Origin of the sequence: Hymenobacter antarcticus (assembly GCF_039539545.1) — a bacterium.
Taxonomy (GTDB): Bacteria; Bacteroidota; Bacteroidia; order Cytophagales; family Hymenobacteraceae; genus Hymenobacter; species Hymenobacter antarcticus.
Genome location: NZ_BAABDI010000014.1, coordinates 65106 through 86688, shown reverse-complemented (window position 1 = coordinate 86688; position 21583 = coordinate 65106). Strand labels below are relative to the sequence as shown.

25 protein-coding genes and 1 pseudogene are annotated in these 21583 nt (G+C 60.9%); 19 read left to right on the top strand and 7 right to left on the bottom strand.

The genetic code is table 11. The annotated features are described in order from the left end of the window. The first annotated feature begins 21 nt into the window (after window positions 1-21). From ABD819_RS11525 to ABD819_RS11515, 3 genes are read left to right on the top strand one after another with little or no spacing between them, the layout of a single operon-like run. Complete coding sequence (locus tag ABD819_RS11525; RefSeq protein ID WP_345124356.1) at window positions 22-282, top strand: hypothetical protein; 261 nt, start codon at window positions 22-24, stop codon at window positions 280-282. A 10-nt stretch (window positions 283-292) separates the two neighbouring features. After that, window positions 293-712 (top strand): cytochrome C, encoded by a 420-nt coding sequence (locus ABD819_RS11520; RefSeq protein ID WP_345124353.1) that lies wholly within the window; start codon window positions 293-295, stop codon window positions 710-712. Between the two features lie 39 nt (window positions 713-751). After that, the gene (locus tag ABD819_RS11515; protein ID WP_345124351.1) at window positions 752-1159 is read left to right on the top strand and encodes a group III truncated hemoglobin; all 408 of its coding nucleotides are present in this window, start codon (window positions 752-754) and stop codon (window positions 1157-1159) included. Between the two features lie 203 nt (window positions 1160-1362). On the opposite strand, the pseudogene ABD819_RS21555 reads toward ABD819_RS11515, so the two are convergent. Continuing rightward, window positions 1363-1458: pseudogene (locus tag ABD819_RS21555) on the bottom strand (hypothetical protein); the annotation flags it as partial. Between the two features lie 17 nt (window positions 1459-1475). Here ABD819_RS21555 and ABD819_RS11510 point away from each other — a divergent pair. The 3 genes from ABD819_RS11510 to ABD819_RS11500 all read left to right on the top strand — a co-directional run bounded on the left by ABD819_RS11510 (window position 1476) and on the right by ABD819_RS11500 (window position 4816). Next, window positions 1476-2261, top strand: a complete 786-nt coding sequence (locus ABD819_RS11510; RefSeq protein ID WP_345124350.1) for a succinate dehydrogenase/fumarate reductase iron-sulfur subunit — start codon at window positions 1476-1478, stop codon at window positions 2259-2261. Between the two features lie 81 nt (window positions 2262-2342). Further along, the gene (locus ABD819_RS11505; RefSeq protein WP_345124348.1) at window positions 2343-3074 is read left to right on the top strand and encodes a cupin domain-containing protein; all 732 of its coding nucleotides are present in this window, start codon (window positions 2343-2345) and stop codon (window positions 3072-3074) included. Window positions 3075-3145: 71 nt separating this feature from the next. After that, entirely contained in the window at window positions 3146-4816 is a 1671-nt protein-coding gene (locus ABD819_RS11500; RefSeq protein ID WP_345124346.1) for a molybdopterin-dependent oxidoreductase, read from the top strand. Window positions 4817-4825: 9 nt separating this feature from the next. Here the strand turns inward: ABD819_RS11500 and ABD819_RS11495 are convergent, their stop codons facing one another. Beyond that, window positions 4826-5905: a tellurite resistance/C4-dicarboxylate transporter family protein gene (locus ABD819_RS11495; protein WP_345124344.1), complete on the bottom strand. Its 1080-nt coding sequence runs from the start codon at window positions 5903-5905 to the stop codon at window positions 4826-4828. A 328-nt stretch (window positions 5906-6233) separates the two neighbouring features. Here ABD819_RS11495 and ABD819_RS11490 point away from each other — a divergent pair, with 328 nt between their 5' ends. The 4 genes from ABD819_RS11490 (at window position 6234) to ABD819_RS11475 (ending at window position 9343) form a co-directional block, all read left to right on the top strand. Continuing rightward, the gene (locus ABD819_RS11490) at window positions 6234-6572 is read left to right on the top strand and encodes a hypothetical protein (RefSeq protein WP_345124342.1); all 339 of its coding nucleotides are present in this window, start codon (window positions 6234-6236) and stop codon (window positions 6570-6572) included. Window positions 6573-6659: 87 nt separating this feature from the next. Beyond that, window positions 6660-6887, top strand: coding sequence for a hypothetical protein (locus tag ABD819_RS11485; protein ID WP_345124340.1), 228 nt, complete (start codon window positions 6660-6662; stop codon window positions 6885-6887). Window positions 6888-7008: 121 nt separating this feature from the next. Then, a complete protein-coding gene (locus ABD819_RS11480; RefSeq protein ID WP_345124337.1) occupies window positions 7009-7719 on the top strand; it encodes a sigma-70 family RNA polymerase sigma factor in 711 nt (236 codons plus the stop codon). Between the two features lie 49 nt (window positions 7720-7768). After that, window positions 7769-9343 carry an FAD-dependent oxidoreductase gene (locus ABD819_RS11475; protein WP_345124335.1) on the top strand — a complete coding sequence of 525 codons (1575 nt, stop codon included), beginning with the start codon at window positions 7769-7771 and terminating at the stop codon, window positions 9341-9343. A 430-nt stretch (window positions 9344-9773) separates the two neighbouring features. Here ABD819_RS11475 and ABD819_RS11470 read toward each other — a convergent pair whose 3' ends face one another. The 4 genes from ABD819_RS11470 to ABD819_RS21545 form a co-directional block, all read right to left on the bottom strand. Continuing rightward, window positions 9774-10034, bottom strand: a complete 261-nt coding sequence (locus ABD819_RS11470; RefSeq protein ID WP_345124333.1) for a hypothetical protein — start codon at window positions 10032-10034, stop codon at window positions 9774-9776. Between the two features lie 9 nt (window positions 10035-10043). After that, complete coding sequence (locus tag ABD819_RS21550; protein WP_425553978.1) at window positions 10044-10472, bottom strand: Abi family protein; 429 nt, start codon at window positions 10470-10472, stop codon at window positions 10044-10046. 60 nt (window positions 10473-10532) lie between these two features. Beyond that, window positions 10533-10715 carry a hypothetical protein gene (locus ABD819_RS11460; RefSeq protein ID WP_345124330.1) on the bottom strand — a complete coding sequence of 61 codons (183 nt, stop codon included), beginning with the start codon at window positions 10713-10715 and terminating at the stop codon, window positions 10533-10535. A gap of 258 nt (window positions 10716-10973) precedes the next feature. Next, window positions 10974-11087: a DUF3606 domain-containing protein gene (locus ABD819_RS21545; RefSeq protein WP_425553976.1), complete on the bottom strand. Its 114-nt coding sequence runs from the start codon at window positions 11085-11087 to the stop codon at window positions 10974-10976. 604 nt (window positions 11088-11691) lie between these two features. Between ABD819_RS21545 and ABD819_RS11455 the strand changes: the two genes are divergently transcribed. The 4 genes from ABD819_RS11455 to ABD819_RS11440 all read left to right on the top strand — a co-directional run bounded on the left by ABD819_RS11455 (window position 11692) and on the right by ABD819_RS11440 (window position 17508). After that, window positions 11692-13221 (top strand): proton-conducting transporter transmembrane domain-containing protein, encoded by a 1530-nt coding sequence (locus tag ABD819_RS11455; protein ID WP_345124328.1) that lies wholly within the window; start codon window positions 11692-11694, stop codon window positions 13219-13221. 30 nt (window positions 13222-13251) lie between these two features. Continuing rightward, a complete protein-coding gene (locus ABD819_RS11450) occupies window positions 13252-15501 on the top strand; it encodes a DUF2309 domain-containing protein (RefSeq protein ID WP_345124327.1) in 2250 nt (749 codons plus the stop codon). 363 nt (window positions 15502-15864) lie between these two features. Then, window positions 15865-16788, top strand: coding sequence for a LysR family transcriptional regulator (locus tag ABD819_RS11445; RefSeq protein WP_345124325.1), 924 nt, complete (start codon window positions 15865-15867; stop codon window positions 16786-16788). 414 nt (window positions 16789-17202) lie between these two features. Then, window positions 17203-17508 carry an NIPSNAP family protein gene (locus tag ABD819_RS11440; protein WP_345124323.1) on the top strand — a complete coding sequence of 102 codons (306 nt, stop codon included), beginning with the start codon at window positions 17203-17205 and terminating at the stop codon, window positions 17506-17508. 123 nt (window positions 17509-17631) lie between these two features. On the opposite strand, the gene ABD819_RS11435 is transcribed toward ABD819_RS11440, so the two are convergent. Next, on the bottom strand, window positions 17632-18153 hold the full coding sequence (locus tag ABD819_RS11435) for a CHRD domain-containing protein (RefSeq protein ID WP_345124322.1): 522 nt from the start codon (window positions 18151-18153) through the stop codon (window positions 17632-17634). A 496-nt stretch (window positions 18154-18649) separates the two neighbouring features. On the opposite strand from ABD819_RS11435, the gene ABD819_RS11430 reads away from it, so the two are divergent. From ABD819_RS11430 to ABD819_RS11410, 5 genes are all read left to right on the top strand, one after another. Then, window positions 18650-18832 (top strand): transposase, encoded by a 183-nt coding sequence (locus ABD819_RS11430; RefSeq protein WP_345124319.1) that lies wholly within the window; start codon window positions 18650-18652, stop codon window positions 18830-18832. An 11-nt stretch (window positions 18833-18843) separates the two neighbouring features. After that, window positions 18844-19410, top strand: a complete 567-nt coding sequence (locus tag ABD819_RS11425; RefSeq protein WP_345124317.1) for a transposase — start codon at window positions 18844-18846, stop codon at window positions 19408-19410. A 169-nt stretch (window positions 19411-19579) separates the two neighbouring features. Next, a complete protein-coding gene (locus ABD819_RS11420; RefSeq protein WP_345124315.1) occupies window positions 19580-19807 on the top strand; it encodes a hypothetical protein in 228 nt (75 codons plus the stop codon). Between the two features lie 342 nt (window positions 19808-20149). Further along, window positions 20150-20341 (top strand): hypothetical protein, encoded by a 192-nt coding sequence (locus ABD819_RS11415; RefSeq protein ID WP_345124312.1) that lies wholly within the window; start codon window positions 20150-20152, stop codon window positions 20339-20341. A gap of 128 nt (window positions 20342-20469) precedes the next feature. After that, window positions 20470-21069: a DUF2652 domain-containing protein gene (locus ABD819_RS11410; RefSeq protein WP_345124310.1), complete on the top strand. Its 600-nt coding sequence runs from the start codon at window positions 20470-20472 to the stop codon at window positions 21067-21069. Window positions 21070-21583 lie beyond the last annotated feature (514 nt).

The window sequence follows — 21583 nt, the reverse complement described above, 5'->3', positions numbered from 1 at the left end:
TTATTTTTTCATCCCCTGCTCATGAAAAAAAACCTGTTTGCGCTACTCACCGGCCTGCTGCTGGCGCTGCCCACGCTGGCCTGCCCGGTATGCGAGAAAAACCAGCCGAAAGGGTTTGCCGGCGTCACGCACGGCGTCGGGCACGGCGGGCCCTTCGATTACGTGATGCTCTACGGCTCGATTGCCGTCGTTGCAGTCACCTTTATCCTGTTTTTCCGCTACCTGCTGCGGCCCGACAACCGCCGCAACCAGGCGCGGCGCGAGCAGCTCACTTTTCGCTAACGCCTACCTCATGCCTACTTCTGACGACTCGCAGCAGGTGCTGCTGTTCCTCGACGATAACCCCGTGCCGTTTGCCCGCTACGCCCCGCCGGTCAAAATCGACCTCGACACCACCAAGCTGGTGGACGGCCCCCACGAGCTGCGCGTGGTGGCGCGCTCCTCCAGCGGGGTGGAGGGCGTGCAGCGCATTCCGTTCGTGGTGCGCAACGGCCCCTCCATCACCGTGCTGGGTTTGAGCGAGCACGACACGGTTTCCGATGTGGTGCCCCTCACCGTGTCAGCCTACGGCAGCGAGCGGGCCGATTCGTTCGTCATCGCGGCCTCGGAAACGCCGCAGGGCGTGCCGGCCTGGGTTTGGGCCAGTATTCTGGCGTTCATCGGCTGGGGCGCATACTACCTGTTCACCGCCATTTCGATACCTGCCGGCTAGCCGCGGCGGCCCCGGTATTCTTTGCGCCATATTCCACTCATGGAAACTTCCGAAAAAACCGACATCCGCGAGCAGGACGATATCCGCCGGCTGATTGATGCCTTTTACACGCTGGTGCGCCAGGACGAGCTGCTGGGGCCGGTGTTTGCCGCCCGCATCCCCGATGGGCACTGGCCCACGCACCTCGATACCATGACGCGCTTCTGGACGGCCGCCCTGCTGGGCCAGGCCGCCGGCTACCGCGGCAACCCCGGGGCCAAGCATATGTACCTGCCCATCGAAAAGGCTCATTTCACGCGCTGGCTGGCCCTGTTCAGCCAAACCGTGGATGCCCTGTTCGCGGGCGAGAATGCCGCCGAAATGAAAGTGCGGGCCCTGAAAATGGGCGAGATGTTTCAGGCCAAAATCGCCTCGGCCCGCGCCAACGGCGGCCTCTCGATACTGTAAAAACCGTACTATTGGCATGGCATCCGCCGGATGCTGATTAGAGTTACTATCACCTGGCAATGAAGTTTTTACCTAACCAGAACGTCATGCTGAGCTTGCCGAAGCATCTCTACCGCTTCGCACGAGCCATTCAACGAAGCGGTAGAGATGCTTCGACAAGCTCAGCATGACGTTCTGGATGCAAAAGCTCTGATAATCAGAAATTAGCAACTCTTTATTCCCAACTGTTCCAGCAGCCCCTTTTTGCGCCACAGGTCCTGCGGCTGCTCGCTAAGATTGCCACAGACTGAACAGTACCCCTATACCCGATATGCCGATGACTCCTGCTAAGCAGCAACCCCACTCGCTCCGCTTAACCCTCAACATCTGGCGACAGAAAAACCGGGCGGCGGCGGGTGAAATAATGACCTATGCCGTGCAGGATATTTTCCCGGAAATGTCGTTTCTGGAAATGCTCGACGTGCTCAACGAGGAGTTGCTGCGCCAGGGCGACGACCCGGTGGCCTTCGACCACGACTGCCGCGAGGGCATCTGCGGCTCGTGCGCCTTGTTCATCAACGGCCGCGCCCACGGGCCGCAGCGGCTCACCACGGCCTGCCAGCTGCACATGCGCGCCTTCGCCGACGGCGACACCATCACCATCGAGCCCTGGCGGGCCAATGCCTTCCCCATCAACAAAGACCTGAGCTGCGACCGGTCGGCCTTCGACCGCATCATCCAGGCCGGCGGCTACGTGAGCGTGAACACGGGCGGCACCCCCGACGCGAACGAAATTCCCATCCCCAAAGAGGTGGCCGACCGGGCTTTTGAGTCGGCTACCTGCATCGGGTGCGGGGCCTGCGTGGCGGCCTGCAAAAATGCCTCCGCTGTGCTGTTCGTGGGGGCCAAGGTGATGGAATTGGCCCTGTTGCCGCAGGGCCAGGTGGAGCGCCAGACCCGCGCCGAGAACATGGTAGCCCAAATGGACCGGGAAGGCTTCGGGGCCTGCTCCAACATCGGCTCCTGCGCCGCCGAGTGCCCGGTAGGCATCACCCTGGAAAACATTGCCACCCTCAACCGCGAATACCTGGTGGCCAAAGCTACCTCCAACCACCTGGCCTAGCGCCCGGGGCGGATACGCCGCTTCCCCGGTCTGCTGACTGCCTTTTCCCCTTTCCCCTTTCCCGCATTTGCTATGGACCCCATGACCACCGTTTCCGAGGTACTGAACAACCTGAAAAAAGAAGGCTACACCGTCGATTTCAACTTGCAGGACAACTGCCTGGTCTGCCACGGAAATGCTCTTCAATTATCCCCGGACGAGTTTCAGGTGGATAAGCACTACCGCTTCGAAGGCCCGTCGGACCCCGGCGACGCGGCCGTGGTGTACGCCATTTCCTCTGCCAAGCACGACGTAAAAGGCACGCTGGTGAACGGCTACGGCATTTCGAGCGAGGCGATGGGCGCCGACATGGTGAAGGCCCTGCGGGAAAACCCCGCCTTCTCCGCCTCGCACGACGAAAGCCCGGCCCCGGCCCTAAAGTCGAACGACGCCACGCCGCAGCGCCCGGCCGGCACCCGCCCGCTGGATGCCCCGCTGCTCGTGCTGGACCTGCCGCAGGCCCTGGCGCAAATCAAGCAGGAACCGGCCTGGCACAGCAGCGACCGGAATGCCCTCACGCTGTTCAAATCCGACGGGCTGCGCCTGGTACTCATGGCACTGCACGCAGGCGCGGAGCTGAAAACGCACACTGCCCCCGGCACCATCAGCGTGCAGGTGCTGGAAGGGCACATCAGCTTCTGGACAGAGCAGCAAACGGCGGAGCTGACGCCCGGGCAAATGCTGACCCTGCACCCTGGTATTCCGCACAGCGTGGTGGCCCGGCAGGAAACGGTTTTCCTGCTCACCCTGGCTCCCGCAGCGGCCCGCCAGTAGCCCCTTGCACGAAGTCGGCTCGTCGTTTTTCAGGTAGCTGAAAATCACCATTTTTTCGAACCCCTACCTGCATGATTCCCCATTTCAACGAAGCCGAGCAGGCCGTTCATTACCCGCCCGACCGGCGGGCGGCCGTCGTCATTCAGCCGTACATGCTCTGGCTGGTGGGGGCCGTGCTGGTGGGGGCCGTGGGCCTGGCCTGGGGGCACTACCTGGTGCTGGGCCTGCCCGCCGACCCGTCCCGGGCCTTTGGGCCGGGCAGCAGTGCGGGCACGCCTGGCTTTCCGTGGTGGGCCAATCTGAGCCACTGGGTCAACTTCTTTTTCCTGGCCCTGATTATCCGCAGCGGGCTGTCCATTCTCATGGACCACCCCCGCCTGTACTGGAACAACTCCTGCGCCCCCACCACGGAGTGGGTCCGCTTTACCCCGGTCATCGTGCCCACCGACCGGCGGTGGACCGCCAAGGAGGATGCCCGCTACATCAGCCCGCTGCTGGGCCTGCCCGGCTACCGGCACACCATTGGCATTGCCCGCGCCTGGCATTTTCTGACCGTTCCGTTTTTCGTGCTCAACGGCGTCGTGTTCGCCGCGCTGCTCTTCACCACCGACCACTGGCGGCGGCTGGTGCCCACCACGTGGCAGGTGCTGCCCGATGCCTGGCGCGTGTTCGTGCATTACGCCACGTTTCATATGCCGCTGGAGCCCAATGGGTTTTATCACTACAACGCCTTGCAGCAGGTGTCCTACTTCAGCGTCATCTTCGTGCTGGCCCCCCTGGCGATGCTGACGGGCATGGCCATGTCGCCGGCCCTCGAAACCCGGTTTCCCTGGTTCCCCAAGCTGTTCGGCAACCGCCAGAGCGCCCGCTCCCTTCACTTTCTGGTGACCATTGCCTACGCCGTTTTTCTGGTCATTCACGTCAGCATGATTGCCGCTACCGGCCTGGTGCGCAACATGAACCACATCACCCTGGGCACCGACGACCCCGGCAGCCGCCTCGGGCTGGCCCTTGGCGGCGGCATCGTGCTGGTCACCGTGGCCTTTGCCGGCCTGGCGCACTGGCTGTCGTGGCACCGGCCGCGGGCCCTGCAAACGATGCACGCCGCCGTGAACGGCCCGCTCTGGCGCGCGAGCCTGAACCAGCTCACGCCCCGCGCCTCCTACCGCCGGGAAGACATCACGCCCTACTTCTGGTCGAATGGCACCATGCCCACCGCGCCCGAGTGGCAGCAGCTGGCCGCCAACCACTTCACCGACTACAAGCTGAAAATCGGGGGCCTGGTCGAGCACCCGGTCGAGCTGTCGTTAGCCGAGCTGAAGGGCCTGGGGCTGGAGCAGAACATTACCATGCACCACTGCATTCAGGGCTGGTCGGGCATCGCCGAATGGGGCGGCATTCCGATTCAAAAAATAGTGGACCTGGTGCGGCCCCACGCCTCCGTGACGACCGTCGTGTTTCACTCCTTCGGCGAGGGCCTCTACGGCGGCCCGTACTACGACACCAACACCCTCGAAAACTGCCTCAAGCCCCAGGCCATCCTGGCGTGGGAGATGAACTACGAGCCCCTGCCCCTGGACTACGGCGCGCCGCTGCGGCTGCGGGTCGAAAACCAGCTCGGCTACAAGATGGTGAAGTGGATTAGTCGCATCGACTTCGTGGAAACCCACCAAACCGTGGGCATGGGCTACGGCGGCAAAAACGAAGACGAGGAGTACTTCGACTTGCTGGCCAATACCTAAGCGCCGCCCCTACCCAGGCCGGGCAGCCACGGCCGGCCGCCGCCCAGGCTCGTTTGGTGGCCCGGCCGCGAGCCGCCCCGCGCCGCGGGCCAGGTGGTAGAGCATGGCCCCCAGCGTGAGGCCCCAGGCCAGGAGCGCCACGTAGATAAAGTATGCGGCGACGACGTGCAAGGCCGGCAACGGCAGGGCCGCGGCCAGGCGCCACGTAGCCGCGGTGTACATCCCCAGCGGAAACACCATGCTCCAGTCGGTGGGGCGGTAGGCAAACGCCGGCCGCCCCCGCAGGTGGTGCCAGGCCCGCAACGTGAAAACCAGCGGTATCCACCAGGTACTGACCGCCCAAAACAGCACACTCACGCCTTTCACCACCCCGGCGACATCGGCCAGGGCCGGCGTTTGCCGCAGCGCCCCCAGCAGCGAAGCGCCCGCCAGCGCGCTGATGGCGCTGCCGCCCACGCTTATCCAATACGGCGCACTCACCGCTCCGGCGCTCAATTGCCCGAAGGCCAGGCGGTAGAACAGCAGCGTGCTGAGCATGACGTAGAGCAGGCTGCCCAGCAAAAACAAGCTCAGCACGACGAACACCCCGGTGCCGTCCGGCGGCCGGCCGGGCAGCAGCGTGGCCCCCAGCACGGCCAACGACTGCGTGGCCACCACCAGCAGCAACCAGCTGCCCGTGAGGGCCGTTTCCAGCGGCGGCTTTTCGCGGCGCGTCATCACGCCGAGCAGAAAGGCGTAGAGCAACAGGCCCCAGCACAGGGCCCCCGCTACCCACAGCGCCTCCCCAACCACCGGGTTGCCGCGTAGCACGGCAAACTGATTGCCGACCATACAGGTAGCCGGCACCAGCGCCAGGTAACTCGCCCCGGTTTCGTGCGAAGCCAACTCGGCCCTAACGCCGGCGAAAAAGCCCAGCACCCGGCCCAGCAGCAGCAGCACAAACAGCGGGTATAGCCCCAGGTTGAGGTAAAAGAAACCGTTCGCCACCCCTTCCAGGCGCAGCCCGTGGGCCGCCAGCGAAATAATGCCCGTCGCCATCACCATCGTGAAATACGCGGGTGGAAACTGCTGTACGGCGGACTTCCACATGGGGCATCTTGGTTAGGGCAGCCCGGAAGTATACGGCACACGGCGCGGTGCGGCCACCTACCCGCAAATCAGTAATCGAGCCCCGCAGGGGGGCTTCTTCCAAGCGGAAGAAGAAACCCAAGCTGCGGCGTGAACGACACCAGCAGCGCCACGCTCACCAGCGAATACGGCGGCCGCTTTGCGGCGGAGGCCAGCCTGCGCGCGGAGTTCCTGCGCCAGATTGGCAAGTGAGGCGCGGGGCAAAGCGAATTATTTCCCCTGATTTTGTAATGCCGGTGCCTGTTGGGTACTCTAAGCCGTAAATCATCTCTCACCAATCTTTTTGCTCATGTTGTACGCTAGCGTTACTCTGTTTGTCCTCGCCGCCACTGCGGGCGCCACTATTCTCATCACCTGGCTCAATAAGAAGAACGCGCCCAAGGCCGTGGTGTACAGCCACGGGCTGCTGGCCGTTTCGGGGCTGCTGGTGCTGCTGTACTACGCCTTCACCCATCCCGCGGCCTACCCCAAGCTGAGCATCGGCCTGTTCATCATCACGGCCCTGGCCGGCATTTATATGTTTATTACCAGCCGTCCCGACCAGGTCAAGCCCGTTCGGATTGCCGGCCTGCACGCCTTACTGGCCGTAAGCAGCCTCATCACGCTGCTGGTGTACGTGTTCAGCTAAACCGGTTCTGGTCATCAAGCGCAACTACCACCCGCCCCACCTGGTTTCGGTGCACTTTCCGGGCGCGTTGCTGCCCATGGATTTGGTGTGCGCCGCCCTGGGCTGGTAGACCCGCAACCCCACCTGCACCGCCGCCGCGTACTACGCCCTGGCGGGCGGCGTGGGGGCCGGCTGACGGTGGCCTTCGGCTTTCTGGACCTGATACGTATTCCGGCGGAGCGGCACGCGGCCCAACGCCCGGCCTTGCTGCACGCGGGCATCAATACCGTGGTGCTGATGAGTTTTTCCGTACTTTTCTTTCCACAGTGGCAGTAGGCAGTACTGGCCCCGGCCACCGCGCCGGCGCTGCGGGTGAAAGCCGGCCTGTTGCTGGCGCTGGTGGCCGGCCATTACCTGGACGCACCGCTTGTCTTAACATACCGTCCTGGCACCACCCATGAAGACTGAAACCGACTCCCATGCTGCCCCACGGCCCCGCCTGGTGCCTGCCGGTGCCCCGGCCGATACCGTGCTCATTGCCCGCATCCTGGGTGGCGAGAAGGAATATTTCGAGCTGCTGATTCGGCGCTACAACGGCGCGCTCTACAAGGTGGGGCGCTCCTACGGCTTCGACCACGCCACGGTGCAGGACCTGATGCAGGACACCTACGTGGCCGCCTACCAGGCCTTGGGCAAGTTTGAGGAGCGGGCCGCCTTCAAAACCTGGCTGATTCGCATCATGCTCAACCACTGCTACCACTGGAGCCGGAAAGCGGCCCACCAGCCCCAACCCCTGCCAGCCGCCGCGTGTATGAACGAAGCCCCCGACTCCCCGCGCAGCCCCTCCACCGACGGGCAGCAGGAAATCCTCAACCGCGAGCTGGGCGCGGTGCTGGAGCAGTGCATTCAGGCCCTGCCGCCCGACTACCGCATGGTGTTCGTGCTGCGCGAGCTCGAAGGCCTCAGCAGCCAGGAAACCGCGCAGGCTGTGGACATCACCGAAACCAACGTGAACGCGCGCCTAAGCCGGGCTAAGGGCCTGCTGCGCCAGCAGCTGGAAAGCTGGTACCCCCGCGCCGCCGTCTACGAGTTCAACCTGATTTACTGCGACGAGATGGTGGAGCGGAGCTTCCGCCACCTCGGCGAACCGCCCCAAGTGCCGGCCTGAGCAGCGGGCCACGGCCTAAACCGGCAGATTCCCTCCTCTTTATCACTCTTTGAAATACCGTCTGATGGCTTCTCCCGAAACACCCACTGGCCCCGACTTTGCAACGGCCGGCGTCGCGCTGGCCGACCTGGCCGACGGGGCCCTGCTCCGCGGCCACGCCCACGGCGAGCCCGTGCTGCTGGCGCGGCGCGGCGAGGAGGTATTGGCCGTGGGGGCGGTGTGCACCCACCTTGGAGCGCCCCTGGAAACGGGCCTGCTGGTCGGCGACACCGTGCGCTGCCCCTGGCACCACGCCTGTTTCAGCCTGCGCACCGGGGCCGCGCTGCGGGCCCCAGCCCTCGACCCGCTGCCCTGCTGGACGGTGGAGCGGCGCGACGGCCGGGCCTACGTCACCGGCAAGCAGGAGCGCGACCCGCTGGCCCCCGAATCGCCCCCGGCAACCGCCAAAAACGCCCATCATCCGAAGCAGGTCGTCCTCATCGGGGCGGGCGGGGCGGGCAGCGCGGCCGCCGAGATGCTGCGCCGCGAGGGCTACCAGGGCCGCATTACCCTGCTCGACGGGGAAGCCGAAGTGCCGTACGACCGCACCGTGCTTTCCAAGAGCTTTTCGTCCGACGACGCGCAACACATTGCCCTGCGCCCGGCGGGCTTTTACGCCGCGCATGGCATCGACCTCATCCGGGGCGAGGTGACTGCGCTGGATGTCAGCGGCCGGTGCGTGCGGCTGGCCAATGGCTCGGCGCACGCCTACGACGCGCTGCTGCTGGCCACTGGCGCCGAGCCGGTGCGGCTCGATATTGCCGGCCACGACCTGCCCCACGTGCACGTACTACGCTCCCTGGCCGACCACCGCGCCATTGTGGCGGGGGCGGCAAAGGCTAAAAGGGCCGTGGTGCTGGGGGCCAGCTTTATCGGGCTGGAAGTCGCGGCCGCGTTGCGCGGCCTCGGGCTGGAAGTACACGTCGTGGCCCCCGATGAAGTGCCGCTGGCCAAGGTGCTGGGCGCGGAGCTGGGCGCGATGGTGCAGCAACTGCACGAGGGGAAAGGCATCGTTTTTCATTTGCAGCAAACGGCTACCGCCATCGAGGCCGAGGCCGTGGTACTGAAAAACGGCCAGCGGCTGCCGGCCGACCTGGTGGTGACCGGCATTGGGGTGCGGCCCCGGCTGGCACTGGCCGAAGCGGCGGGCCTGGCCCTGGACCGGGGCGTGCTGGTGGATGCGTACCTGCAAACCAGCAGCCCCGGCATCTACGCCGCCGGCGACATTGCCCGCTGGCCCGATGCCCACACCGGGGCCGCTATTCGGGTGGAGCACTGGGTGGTGGCGCAGCGCCAGGGCCAGACGGCCGCCCGCAACATGCTGGGCCGGCGGGAGAAATTCGACGCGGTACCTTTTTTCTGGAGCAAGCACTACGACCTGTCGGTGCGCTACACGGGCCACGCCGAAAAGTGGGACGAGCTGACCGTGGATGGCCCCCTGGCCGAGCGAACCGGCAGCGTAGCGTTCCGCCAAAGCGGCCAGACCCTGGCCGTGGCCAGCGTGCAGCGCGACGTGGATAACCTGAAAGCCGAAGTAGCCCTGGAAGCCGACGACGAGGCCGCCCTGAGAAAGCTGCTGCACTAGTCGGGGTTGCACGATAGTAGGAACGGAAAACAACGCTAAGCCCATTTGACCAACAAAAACGAGCTTATTTGTCTCAATAAGTCAGCCATTTAGGATGTAACAAGCCGTTGATACGTGAGATAACCAAAAGCTACACGCCAACCTGGCCAGCACCGGCTTTTCTCAAAAACTGCCTTAGCAGTGCTTAAACGGACATTTTTTGAGGCTCTGGCCCTACTCAGCTTTCCTTAGCGGGAAATTCTGTTCCAACTCTAGTGGCCACCCGGCAGCCAGGGGAAAGCTTACCGTGTAAATCCGCCCGATTGGAAGACGAGCAGCTCAACCAGTTGAAATCGTTCGGCGGAATCATCATCAAACGTCATACAGACCAGGGCGGTGCTAAAATGATGGCAGAGATAGAAGGGGGCTGTAACGCTGATTTTGCAGGTGTTTATGGCTCCAGCCACATGATTTCCTGGTCCCATCCCGCCGGGAATCCCATGTGCTGCTGGTGCAGGCCCGGGGTAATGATATCGTATTCGTGCAACAAGGCCACGACGCGCCGCCCAAAGCTGGAGGTCTGGCTGACCTGCACCATCAGGAAGTTGAAGATGGAAAGCGGGTAGTAGATTTTGGTATTGATGGCCGTTACATTGGGCTCCGTGAGCCAGTACCCGGCATGCCCCCGCTGGTTGGAGAGCATGGGTTTCATGGAGATGTCCTATAGCCGGTCGTGGTGCGCGCACTTGTTGCGGACGCCGTTAATGCTCTGCATCCAGGAATTGAACACCGTCAGGGCCAAATGGAAATGGTTGGCAATGGCCAGTTTGGGCGTGGTGTCCACGAACTGATTGAACAAGTTGTAGAGCGTACCAAAAGAAAGCAGCTCCAGCACCATCCAGGCGGGCGGATTGCGGGGCTGGTCGTAGAAGCGGTAGTAGTCGGCGATGAAGGTTTTGCTTTTGGCCCGGTCCAGCTCGCCCCGAATGGTCGAGAGGAGCCGGGCCGAGGCGGTTTGCTCGGCGGGCGTCCCGCGCTTAAAAAAGCGGGCCTGCTCGTACCGGTTATTGTCGCCCGTGTAGCGGGTGATGTGGTAGATGAGCTGCGTGCGGAAGGAGATTTCCAGCCGCTCAATGGCTTCCAGGCACAGCAGGCGTAGCTGCTTATCGAACTGATAGCGGTGCAGAATGTCGTCGAGCGTGGTGCCGGGCTAAAAATGGCTGATGCCGGGCACCAGGAAGCTGCCCCAGTAGCCGCTGAGCCGGTAGTAGCTGATGTTGGCCAGGTAGCGCAGGGCCCGCGGCTCATCCGCTACCACCAGGCCCCAGGCCTGCAGCTGCTGCGGGAAGTCAATAGCGGGCTTGGTAAAGTGGCGGATGGGGCGGGGCGGCATGGAGCAGAGCGGTAGGCAAAAAAAAACCCACCCTCAGTGGGGTGGGCTTCCGGTCAAACAGCAAGCCGAAGCTTGTGACCGAAGAATTTTACGGTACCAACCAAACAGCACCGGCAGAACCGATGTGGCGGATACTTTTTTTGTGGGGCAAAGATACGGCTTTTTGGAAGAAAAGTCAACCCAAGTGCTTCATGCCACCTGAAGTTGGCCAAGAGAATGATTCGATTTAAAAACTCCTCTGGCAAACTTTAGCCCCATTCAGCGTTGCACGTAGGTCCGCACGTCGGCGGCCAGCGGGCCTACGGCGAGCACGGCGTTGCGCAGCCGGGTTTCGGTGCAGTTCAGCGCCTGGCACCAGTAATTGACCTCAATGGTGGAAGCAAGATTGGCCTTGGTAAAAAGTTTGGACCAAAAGTTAAACGACGGGCTGGAAATCGGTTTCCTCTTGACGATGAATAAGCCCTGTGCGTCAAATTAGCGGGGTTTTCCGTGGTTTACCGGAGAAGTCAAACTCACCTTGGTAATTGCGCAACGGCCAGCTCTCCAACGTACCGTCATCTATTCAACGCAGGTCGAAGTGTTGGCCGTTAGCCCTGATGTAGACAGAAGCAATGAGGGTACCGAACAGGTCAACAAGGTGGGGCCATCAGGATGCGTGAGAGGCCCCACTTTCCGGCCCCATTTCTACCCGCATAACAGCCACCGGTTGGCTAGGGCCGGCAAAGTGTCCCTTTCTGGACCCACCCCCGCGCAGTGGGGAGCGTGAACCAGGTACGCATGAAGACCGGCAACTAACGGCTCGTTTAATCTTTGGACCAAAATTTTAACCAAGACCGGAGTTGATGAAAGTTACACTTCATAAAGATTATTTATGCTAACCATAAACTATATAAATTTTCATTAATGATTATTTGCCCGCACTTTTGTGCCACGCTTTTTGGCAATCAGCCCAAAAACACCCCTCATCAGTACTTATATGCACTTTCTCTTTCTGTCAATACTTCCCTACCTCCTCATTATCGGCCTGCCGCTGGCGGGGGCCATTGTAAACCGGTTGTTTTTCAGAGCAGAGCCGGTTCGGGGTGCGCGGCTGACTACGGCCGCTGTCTGGTTGAGCGGACTGCTGGCCCTGCTGGCCCTGATTGATACCACGCTGCATCCGGGCAGGGTCAACGCAGCCGGTTTTCAGGGCGACGCGCTTGCCTGGCTGATAGCCACGCTCGTGTTGCTGGTCAGTGGCATTGTCCATCAGTTTTCGCTGCGCTACATGGCCGGCGACCGGGCCTACCACCGCTACTACGTCAATCTTTCGTTGGTGACGGCCAGTGCGCTGCTGCTGGTCACGGCCGACCATCTGCTGCTACTGCTGGTAGGGTGGGGGCTGAGTAACGGGCTGCTGGTACGGCTGATTGTTCACAAGAGCACCTGGAAAGCGTCCGTCGAATCTGGGAAATTAGCCACGAAGACGTTTGTATTTGGCTTTTTGTGCCTGGCGGTGGCGGTGGCCCTGCTGTGGCAGGTAAGCGGTACGCTATACCTACACCAACTGGTGCAGATGGAGTTAACGGCGGCTTCGTCGTGGCCGGTCACGGTGGCCCTGCTGCTTATCATTGTCGGAGCCATGACCCAATCGGCCCAATGGCCCTTCCAGGGGTGGCTCATCAGCTCCCTCAATTCCCCCACGCCGGTGTCGGCCCTGATGCACGCCGGACTTGTCAGCGGGGGGGGCCTGCTGCTCGCCCGCTTTGCCCCGCTCTACCTGGCGCGGCCCGAATTGCTCCAATTGCTGCTGGTCGTGGGCGGCGTGACCGCCGTGACCGGCACGGCCTGGAAACTGATGCAGAACGACATAAAACGGATGCTGGCCTGCTCAACGATGGGACAGATGGGTTTTATGGTTATGCAGTGTGGCCTGGGCCTGTTTCCGGCGGCCATCGCCCACATTTGCTGGCATGGCCTGTTCAAAGCGTTTCTGTTCCTCAATACGGGCTCGGCGGTGGAGGGCACCCGGAAACCGGCCCCGGCCCGGTCGGGTGGCTGGCCGGTCTGGCTGCTGGCCGGCTGTTGCGGCCTGGTGGGTGCCTACAGCTTTGCGAGCGTGAGCCACCTCGCGGTTAACGTGGCCGATACGACCCTGCTACTAACCGGTTTTGCGTTCATCGCGGCTACCCAGACCGCTTATAGCATCCTGCAATCGGGTTCGCTGACCAGCCGGGTTATTCCCGCCATTGTGTTGACGCTGCTGGCGGGCACGCTGTATGGTCTCAGCGTGTGGGCGATTGAATCGTTGCTCACGCCCCTGGCTATCTGGTCGCCCCAGCCGCTGACGGCCCTGCACCTAATCGTTTTTGGGGTGTTTTCCCTTACCTGGCTCCCCATCACCCTGAAACTGCCGGCTACCGGGCAAGCCTCCCGCATCTGGCAACGGCTCTACGTTAGGGCGCTCAACGGCAGCCAGCCCCATCCGCGCACCACCACGCCCACCCGCAACAGCTACCACTACTAACCATCGATAACGCCCCCGTACGCCCCCCGAATGGAAACGCTACTTAAGTCCCCCCCGCAGGTCAGCCCCCCCGCCCTGATTCGTGCACAGGTTGAGCAGGCGGCCCGGATTCTCTCGCCGGTATGGCCCCTGAAAACGTTTATTGCCTGCAACCCGCTCCAGGGATTGGAAGACCTGCCCTTCGACGAAGCCGTTGCCCAGGCCGCCGGGCTGTTTCAGGGCTGCGATACCCGGCCCGAAGCCGAAGCCGTCAACCGGCAGCTCATCAAATGGTGCCTCGCTTTTCTGGACGAAGGGCAGGCCACCCTGCTGATGCCCAACCGAAGCCTGGGTTTTTACGCCGCCTGGAAAGGATTAGCACCCTTTGATAATCAACTGCACCAGCGCAATGCAGCGCACCAGAACTGGCTATCGGCCCTGCCGGACAAGCCGGAAGAGGCCATAGCACGATGCCTGGAAAAACTGGCCGTGCCCGCCGACCATCAGCACCAGTTTCTGACCCACGCGCTGACCCAATTGCCCGGCTGGGCGGGTTACGTTCACTGGCGCGATTGCTGGGAACAACCGGTGGCCGACCCGGTAAACCCCATCACCGTGCTGGAGTTTCTGGCGGTGCGCCTGGTGATTACCTGCCTGCTCTGGCCCGCAGCCATGCACCACCTGGCCGCGTTGCCCGTGGCGGATGAACGGGTGGCCGATACCCTGACCAAACTAAAACAGGACGAGGCAACCTACCAACAAACCTTGCTCGGGCAGGTATTGCCGCACCTCAACCAGCTCGGAGCCACGCCGCCGCGGCCCGACGCGCAATTGGCGTTCTGCATCGATGTCCGGTCGGAGCCATTCCGCCGCCGGCTGGAGGCCGTGGGCAACTACGAAACGCTGGGGTTTGCCGGGTTTTTTGGTTTGCCCGTGCGGGTACACGCGCCTGCCGACGGAGCCGTGTACGACAGTTGCCCGGTCCTGCTCAAACCCAGTCATGACATCCATCAGAAACCCGTTTCCAATCGTCCGGCCGATTTGGTCCGCTTCTGGCGGGGCAACCGGGCCTCGCAAACGATAAAGTTGATTTACAACAGCCTCAAATACAACTTTGTGACGCCCTTTGCGCTGGTCGAAACGCTCGGGGCGGCCTGTGGGCTGCTGATGCTGGAGCGGACGCTGACCCCGACGCGAAGCGTCCGCACCCGCAATGCGCTGAACGAAGCCATTCGGCCCGGCCTGCCTACCGCGCCCGACTTGACGGGGGCACCCGGTAATACCGGCATTGGCTCGGTCGAGCAGGCGCAGTATGCCGAAGGGGCCTTGCGGCTCATGGGCCTCACCGACAACTTCGGGAAATTGGTCATCTTCTGCGGGCATGGCAGCACCACCCAAAACAACCCGTACCGTTCTGCGCTCGATTGCGGGGCCTGCGGGGGTAACCACGGCGGCACTAACGCCCAGCTACTGGCCCTGATGCTAAACGCCCCGTTTGTCCGGCAAACGCTGGCCGGGCAAGGAATCCACATTCCGACCGACACGCTGTTCATGGCCGCCGAACACAACACCACGACCGATGAAGTGGTGCTGTACGATACCCCGCCGTCGGCAAGTCTTCACCAGCCCCTCATCGACCCGCTTCGGCAGGCCCTGGCCAGCGCCAGAACCGCCAACAGCGCGGCCCGCTGTGAGACCTTTGGCGAACTGAAAAAAGAGCGTAATCCCGTAGGTGCCACCGAGCGGCGTAGCAGCGACTGGGCCGAAGCCCGCCCGGAATGGGGATTGGCCCGCAATGCCGCCTTTATTGTTGGGCCCCGCCGGTTGACGCAGACCCTCGACCTGGAGGGCCGCTGTTTTCTACACTCCTACGACTGGCGGGCCGACCACACCCACAGCCACCTGGAAACGATTCTGACGGCGCCGATGGTCGTGGCGCAGTGGATTAATACGCAGTACCTGTTCTCCGCGCTGGACCCCGTTGCCTACGGTAGTGGCAGCAAGATAACGCACAATGTGGCCGGGAAGCTGGGGGTGATGCAGGGAAACGCCAGTGATTTGATGCACGGTCTGCCGGTGCAATCCGTTGCAAGCACCGACGACCAGGCTTACCACACCCCGCAGCGCCTGCTGACCGTAGTGGTCGCGCCCCGGGCAGCCCTCGACTTGGTTATTGGGCGGCAACCCATCTTGCAGAAACTATTTTTTAACCAGTGGGTGCATCTGGTCGCCCTCGACCCGCTGGAAAACAAAGCCTTTCACTTAACTGCCGACGAGTGCTGGCAGGAGGTGACCGGTTGACAACCCCGCTTTTTAGGTTTCGGTTAGTCATTAACCGGATATAAAAAAGGGGCGGTGGTCTAATTCAAGGTGGTATTATACCGGTCAATTACAATTTTAATCCGGGCGATGCTGCGCTGCGAGTTGCGCTCGCCCAGCAGTTCGTCAACCTGCGCATACTGTACCGCTTTGACCACCGCGGCGGGGTAAAGCGAGCTTGGTGCCCGCAGCCCTGGCACTGGTATTTGGCATGGCCCCCGGTGCTGCCATTGCGCCGAATATGGTTAGCATGTCCCGCAATTGGGTCTTGGTACTCCAACAAGGGAAGTGGCGGCCCTTATAAACTTTTATCTATAGATTTGATGTATATCATAACTGGTTTTTATGAACTATACGCTGCATCAGCTTGATGTTTTCGCCAAAGTAGCGCGCCTGCAGAGCGTTACCAAGGCTGCCGAAGCCTTACACCTGACCCAACCGGCGGTGTCTATTCAATTGAAAAACTTTCAGGACCAGTTCAATATTCCATTGACGGAAATCATCAGCCGACGCCTTTACCTGACCGATTTTGGGCGGGAAATTGCCCAGGCTGCCGAGAAGATTCTCTACGAAGCCCACGCCATCAATGACCGGACGCTGGCGCATAAGGGGTTGCTTTACGGAAAGTTGACCCTATCCGTGGTTTCGACGGGTAAGTACGTAATGCCCTACTTTTTGTCGGGTTTTATGCAAGCCCACGAGGGCATCGAACTGGTAATGGACGTGACCAACCGGGAGAAAGTGGTGGATAGCCTGGCTAACAACGAGGTCGACTTTGCGCTGGTGTCCATTTTGCCCAAGCAGTTCAACCTGAATTACCTGGACCTGATGCCGAACAAGCTGTACCTGGTTGGTCGGGGGGTCAATCAGGCTGAACACACGGATAAAGACCCCCGGTTGCTCGAAACGCTCCCGCTCATTTACCGGGAAGCCGGTTCGGGGACCCGTTCGATGATGGAAACGTTTATTGCCGACCACCAGCTGGTGGTGCGCAAGCGCTTGGAACTGGCCTCGAACGAAGCCGTCAAGCAGGCCCTATTGGCCGGTCTAGGCTATTCCATCATGCCCCTGATTGGCATTCGGAACGAACTACTCGATAACGATTTGCAGATTATCCCAATCCGGGGGTTGCCCCTGCAAACCTCGTGGATGCTCACCTGGCACAAAGCCAAACAGCTCTCGCCCGTGGCGCAGGCCTACCTGACTTATCTGCAAGCAAATAAAGAGTCGACTATTCAGCAATGGTTTGACTGGTATGAGCGCTTTTAGCGGCCCAAGCGGCTAGCGGCTAAACAGGTGATTATCCAAGGGGTTCTTCTTTCCAAAGGGTGGATTTACGCCCGGAAGCAAAAAAGTGCTTAGCGTGTAAAGCGCCAACTAGCCCATATCAGGCCATGACTATGTTGGTTGAGCAATGATTGATTGGTTTATATCTCGCGCAGCGTGTTCAGAAAATCATCCAGGAGAGCATCAAAAAGTGTGGGGCAATTGGGCTAAGCGGCCATCGGCAGGGCTTCCGCCAGCAGTGGCCGGGAGCCGGGATACTGCTGCCCCACACTTTTTGATGCTCTCAGCGCCTTGCCCATCGCAGCCATTCAGCGCCAATAAAGCCCGCTGACGCCCCCACGTTTGTCGCATTCGCCCGCCCTACCAGCGGCCTCCACCCATCTCAGTCCCAGCCTTATGGTTACCATTTACGTCCGCTACGTGCTGGACCCCGCCAAACTCACCGAATTTGAGCATTACGGCCGGTTGTGGCTGCCGCTGGTGGCGCGGTTTGGGGGGCAGCACAACGGCTATTTTCTGCCCAGCGAGGGCGCCAACAATATTGCCTTGGCGCTTTTCACTTTTGAGAGCCTGACGGCGTACGAACGCTACCGCCAGCTCTCGTTTGCGGACCCCGACTGCCAGGCCGTCTTCCGCTACGCCGATGACACCCGCTGCATCCTCAGCTACGAGCGCAGCTTTTTCCGCCCGGTCTTTTCGTGAGGCGCCGCGTAAATCCGCCCGCTCCACCCCTCACTACCCGGCCCCAGACCCCAAAAAGCCCCGAAGCGTACAGCTTCGGGGCTTTTTGGGGTCTGGGGCCGGGTAGGAAAGATTATCGGCTCCTTACTCGACCTGGCCGCGGATTTCGCCGGCCGGATACGCCTGCGAGTGCACGTTGGTGTACACGTTGCCCGCGTCAATGGCGGCGAGCAGGGCCGATAACGGCCGGCCGCTCAACGGCCCGACGAGGTTGGCCGCCGTGATGGTGCCTTGCAGGACGGGGCCGGTGGGGTTGAGCTGAGGCGCCCCGCCGGGGTACAGGTCAGCGATGACGCGACCGTTGACCCCTACTGCCCCTAGGTGCAGGTGCGCCACGGTTAGCGAGCCCAGGTTAGCTAGGTTCACCTTGTATTCGAGCGCCAGGCCGTCGTCGCTCAGGCGGTATTTTGCTTGGCCAACGGCTTGCGTAACCACGACGGGTACCTGCTGGTCACCCGTGAGGTGGGCTTTGTAGTTCCGGTCGGGAGCGACTTTGGCGGCGGTCTGGGCCTCCACATTCAAATCGGGGGCCACGGATTCGGATTCGCAACCCGTTGTGAGGACGCTTACGCCCAACAGGCTTAGCGCTAGGAAAGTGTGCTTCATAAAAAAATATTTAAATTTGATTGTGTAAGTATATAACTGAACAAATGTTAAGATGTTATTTAAAAAACTTAAAAAAATAAAGGTTGAGCACCATTAAATCTTAGCGACCAGTACAAGTATTCACACGATAGTAGGAACGGAAAACAACGCTAAGCCTTTTTGGACCCGAAAAATGAGCCGATTTATCTCAGTAAGTAACTGGCCCTATTTAATCCAACATTGCTTTTGTCGTAAAACTTTATTAAACAGTCTATTGCATCTTGGCAATAGACTGTTTAAATAGGTGCAGGCACTTAAATCAGTATTTGGAGGCATAACGGGCAGGTTGATAGGCGAGATAAGCAAAAGCAACAAACTAACTTGGTCGGAACCGTTACTTTTTAAAAACGACTTTGGTAGCGTTAAAACGTACGTTTTAGGGAAGCTGTTTAGAAAGTCAAAAGGACTCTCAAGAAAAGGCGAAATTTGAGGTGCAACGCTCATTTTTTCGCCTTTTATGGAAGTCTTGTCCAAAGACAACATCCGCACCTGGATTTTGCCCTCGCTCACTTTTTCGCCGCAAGGTCGGCCCTCCGCCGTGGACCCGACCGAACTCGTGGAAGTCATTTTCTACAAGCTCAAGACCGGCTGCCAGTGGCGGTTTCTGCCTGTCAAACAGTTTTTACCGGGGCCTCTCTGACCTGGCAAGGCGTGTATGCCCGCTTCAACACCTGGCGTAAAGACGGGTCGTGGCAGCGCATGTGGCTCAACCTGCTGCGCCAAAACAAGGCCCATCTCGACTGCTCCAGCGTTCAACTCGACGGCAGCCATACGCCGACCAAAAATGGGGGCGCGGCCATCGGCTACCAGGCCCGCAAACGGGCCCGCACCACCACGGCCTTGTTTGTGGCCGACGACCAAGGCCAGCCCCTGGCCTGCGCCACCCCGCAGGCGGGTAACCACCACGACAGCTACCACCTGCGCGAGCTGTTTGCCGAACTTTGTACGCTGCTGGAAGCGGCCGATATTCCCCTCAATGGCTTATTTCTCGACGCTGATAGCGCCTTCGACACTCAGGAGTTTCGCCAAGCGTGTGCCGAACGCGACATCGAGGCCAACATCGCCCGCAACCGGCGGGCAGCGGACTGGCAGACCGAGGACAATACCTTTTTTGACCCCGAACTTTACCGTCGCCGCATCGTCGTTGAACACGCCAATGCCTGGCTCGACAACTTCAAAACGCTGCTCGTGCGCTACGAGACCAGCGTCGACAACTAGCTCGCCTGGCACTGGATGGCCTTCGCCGTGCTGTTTTTGCGAAAAATCAACCAAAAGCCGACTTTCTAAACAACTTCAGGAGATAGCCTGCCCGCTCAAAATTCCTTAACGTTGTTTTCCGTTCCTACTATCGTGCGACCCCTATCACTTTCGCTAACCATTCTGACCTATGAAACGACTTGCTTATTTGCTGCTGAGCGGCGCAGCATTGGCCACGGCCTCCGGCTGCTCGAAGGACGATGCTACTCCTTTCGGCCCGAAGGAATATCAGGTAAAGTACAGGGTTACCTCGAACGCTGTAGAATCGGATTACTTGAGTTACACCAACGAAAGCGGCGGCAATACGGCGCTCAATAATCCTCCCTACCAGTCAGCTACAAGTTTAAGCGCACTATGAAACAGGGTGACAACCTTACTATCCTGGCCAGCATTGACGGAGGTACGGCAGCATTGGGAAATTACCTGCGCTATCCTGTTGGATGGGAAAGAGGTGAGTAAGGAAACTGGCCGGTGCGTCGATGCTCAAGCAGTACCAATGTATGTTATTGGCCAGTAGCCTTGTGACAGGTTGATAATTTTCCCACACCGCCGTTCTCGGAGTACGTTTCGGGTCACAGCACGTTTAGCATGGCCGCCGCCACCGTTCTGAAAGCCTACACCGGCAGCGACCAGTTTGGCTACTTCTATCATGTAGCGCAAGCAGCTGGCTGCCGACTCGCACGAAGAGGTACTGGGCATATTGCTGAGCTGGAACACGTTCCGCGACGCGGCCCTCAATGCCGGCGAATCCCGAATCTACGGCGGTATTCATTTCTACGAGGGCAACGTGTCCGGCTTGGAGCTGGGCAAAAAAGTGGGCACCAATGCTTTCCAGAAAGCGCAGGCCTACTGGACGGGCACAGTGCAGCCGGCGGCGCAAGGGCGCAACTGACGCGGTTCCGACGCGCGAAGCCAGCCCCCGAAAAGGCAAGCGCCTCGTAAGGTTCGGCCCCGCAGGGCGACTACCGCGGTTGCCGGCCCCGGTCGGGGCGGCTCAGTTTCCCGTCAGCGCCCCTTGCCATGACCTATCCCGCGTCCCTGCTGCTGATTCCCGACATCAGCGGCTTTACCTCGTTCGTGCACGAAACTGAGCTGGAGCACAGCCAGCACATTATTTCGGGGCTGCTCAATACGATTATCGATGCGGATGAACTGGACCTCACGGTAGCCGAAATCGAAGGCGATGCCGTGCTGTTTTACCAGGAGGGCCGCGTACCGTCGGCCGGGCAGGTCCTGGCGCAGGCCCACGCCTTCGGGGCCGCGTTCCACGCCTGGATTGCGGCCTACGTGCGCACCTGCGGATGCACCTGCGCCGCCTGCCGCTCCGTATCCCGGCTCTCGCTGAAAGTGGTGGCCCACGCCGGCCCCCTGGGCTTCACCACGGTGCGCCAGCAGCGCAAGCCGTTTGGCGAAACGGTGGTCGTGGCGCACCGCCTGCTCAAAAACGATATTCCCGGCCACGAGTACCTGTTGCTGACAGAGGGCGTGCTGGGCCGGCCGGCCCCCACGCTGGTAGCGCCGGGCCACGAGGGGCAGCGGGGCCAGGCAACGTACCCGGAGCTGGGCGAAATCCGGTTTGTGTACCTGCCGCTGCCACGTCCGCTCAGCCCCGAAGCCTGACGCCCCGGCCAGGGCCAGCCGGCAAAATGTCGACATCCTCGCAAAGCGCGCATTATTCAGCTGAAAAAGCTGAAATCCGGCCGCTGGGGCGGCGCTTGGGGCCGTATGGCTGTGCGGCGGTCCTGGCCGGCCATGGGCTGGCTCCTTCCAGAATGAGGGCCACGGTCCGCAAAATGCCGGGTTCAACTCCCCATAAATCAGTCAACCTTTCCCGGGAGTTGACCAGCAGCTTATAGTCCGGCAGGTCGGTATCGGGCTGTTGCCTACCCCACTGCCGGGCGGGCTACGGCAGCTTTACCGGCCAGAGCCGTCGGGCCGCCCCGGGAACGCCCCAGAAAGTAGCCTTATTGTCGGCTATCTGACACATCCATCATCAATTACTTGATAATCAAAGCAATGATTCAAATATGACTGGCGGCTCCGATCAGACCGAAGAAGGCTATTTGGAACCTACCCAGGGGAATTCTACAGCAAACAATTAGATTTCAACTACTTATTAATCAAAGTCTTGCCT

What these genes read in the sequence shown, in the direction of transcription:
- ABD819_RS11440 (WP_345124323.1), top strand. Translation starts at nt 17,203, where the DNA reads ATGGTTACCATTTACGTCCGCTACGTGCTGGACCCCGCCAAACTCACC.
- ABD819_RS11490 (WP_345124342.1), top strand. Translation starts at nt 6,234, where the DNA reads ATGTTGTACGCTAGCGTTACTCTGTTTGTCCTCGCCGCCACTGCGGGC.
- ABD819_RS11455 (WP_345124328.1), top strand. Translation starts at nt 11,692, where the DNA reads ATGCACTTTCTCTTTCTGTCAATACTTCCCTACCTCCTCATTATCGGC.
- ABD819_RS11505 (WP_345124348.1), top strand. Translation starts at nt 2,343, where the DNA reads ATGACCACCGTTTCCGAGGTACTGAACAACCTGAAAAAAGAAGGCTAC.
- ABD819_RS11515 (WP_345124351.1), top strand. Translation starts at nt 752, where the DNA reads ATGGAAACTTCCGAAAAAACCGACATCCGCGAGCAGGACGATATCCGC.
- ABD819_RS11445 (WP_345124325.1), top strand. Translation starts at nt 15,865, where the DNA reads ATGAACTATACGCTGCATCAGCTTGATGTTTTCGCCAAAGTAGCGCGC.
- ABD819_RS11520 (WP_345124353.1), top strand. Translation starts at nt 293, where the DNA reads ATGCCTACTTCTGACGACTCGCAGCAGGTGCTGCTGTTCCTCGACGAT.
- ABD819_RS11510 (WP_345124350.1), top strand. Translation starts at nt 1,476, where the DNA reads ATGACTCCTGCTAAGCAGCAACCCCACTCGCTCCGCTTAACCCTCAAC.
- ABD819_RS11480 (WP_345124337.1), top strand. Translation starts at nt 7,009, where the DNA reads ATGAAGACTGAAACCGACTCCCATGCTGCCCCACGGCCCCGCCTGGTG.
- ABD819_RS11500 (WP_345124346.1), top strand. Translation starts at nt 3,146, where the DNA reads ATGATTCCCCATTTCAACGAAGCCGAGCAGGCCGTTCATTACCCGCCC.
- ABD819_RS11470 (WP_345124333.1), bottom strand. Translation starts at nt 10,034, where the DNA reads ATGAAACCCATGCTCTCCAACCAGCGGGGGCATGCCGGGTACTGGCTC.
- ABD819_RS11410 (WP_345124310.1), top strand. Translation starts at nt 20,470, where the DNA reads ATGACCTATCCCGCGTCCCTGCTGCTGATTCCCGACATCAGCGGCTTT.
- ABD819_RS11435 (WP_345124322.1), bottom strand. Translation starts at nt 18,153, where the DNA reads ATGAAGCACACTTTCCTAGCGCTAAGCCTGTTGGGCGTAAGCGTCCTC.
- ABD819_RS11460 (WP_345124330.1), bottom strand. Translation starts at nt 10,715, where the DNA reads ATGCCGCCCCGCCCCATCCGCCACTTTACCAAGCCCGCTATTGACTTC.
- ABD819_RS11430 (WP_345124319.1), top strand. Translation starts at nt 18,650, where the DNA reads ATGGAAGTCTTGTCCAAAGACAACATCCGCACCTGGATTTTGCCCTCG.
- ABD819_RS11420 (WP_345124315.1), top strand. Translation starts at nt 19,580, where the DNA reads ATGAAACGACTTGCTTATTTGCTGCTGAGCGGCGCAGCATTGGCCACG.
- ABD819_RS11450 (WP_345124327.1), top strand. Translation starts at nt 13,252, where the DNA reads ATGGAAACGCTACTTAAGTCCCCCCCGCAGGTCAGCCCCCCCGCCCTG.
- ABD819_RS11525 (WP_345124356.1), top strand. Translation starts at nt 22, where the DNA reads ATGAAAAAAAACCTGTTTGCGCTACTCACCGGCCTGCTGCTGGCGCTG.
- ABD819_RS11495 (WP_345124344.1), bottom strand. Translation starts at nt 5,905, where the DNA reads ATGTGGAAGTCCGCCGTACAGCAGTTTCCACCCGCGTATTTCACGATG.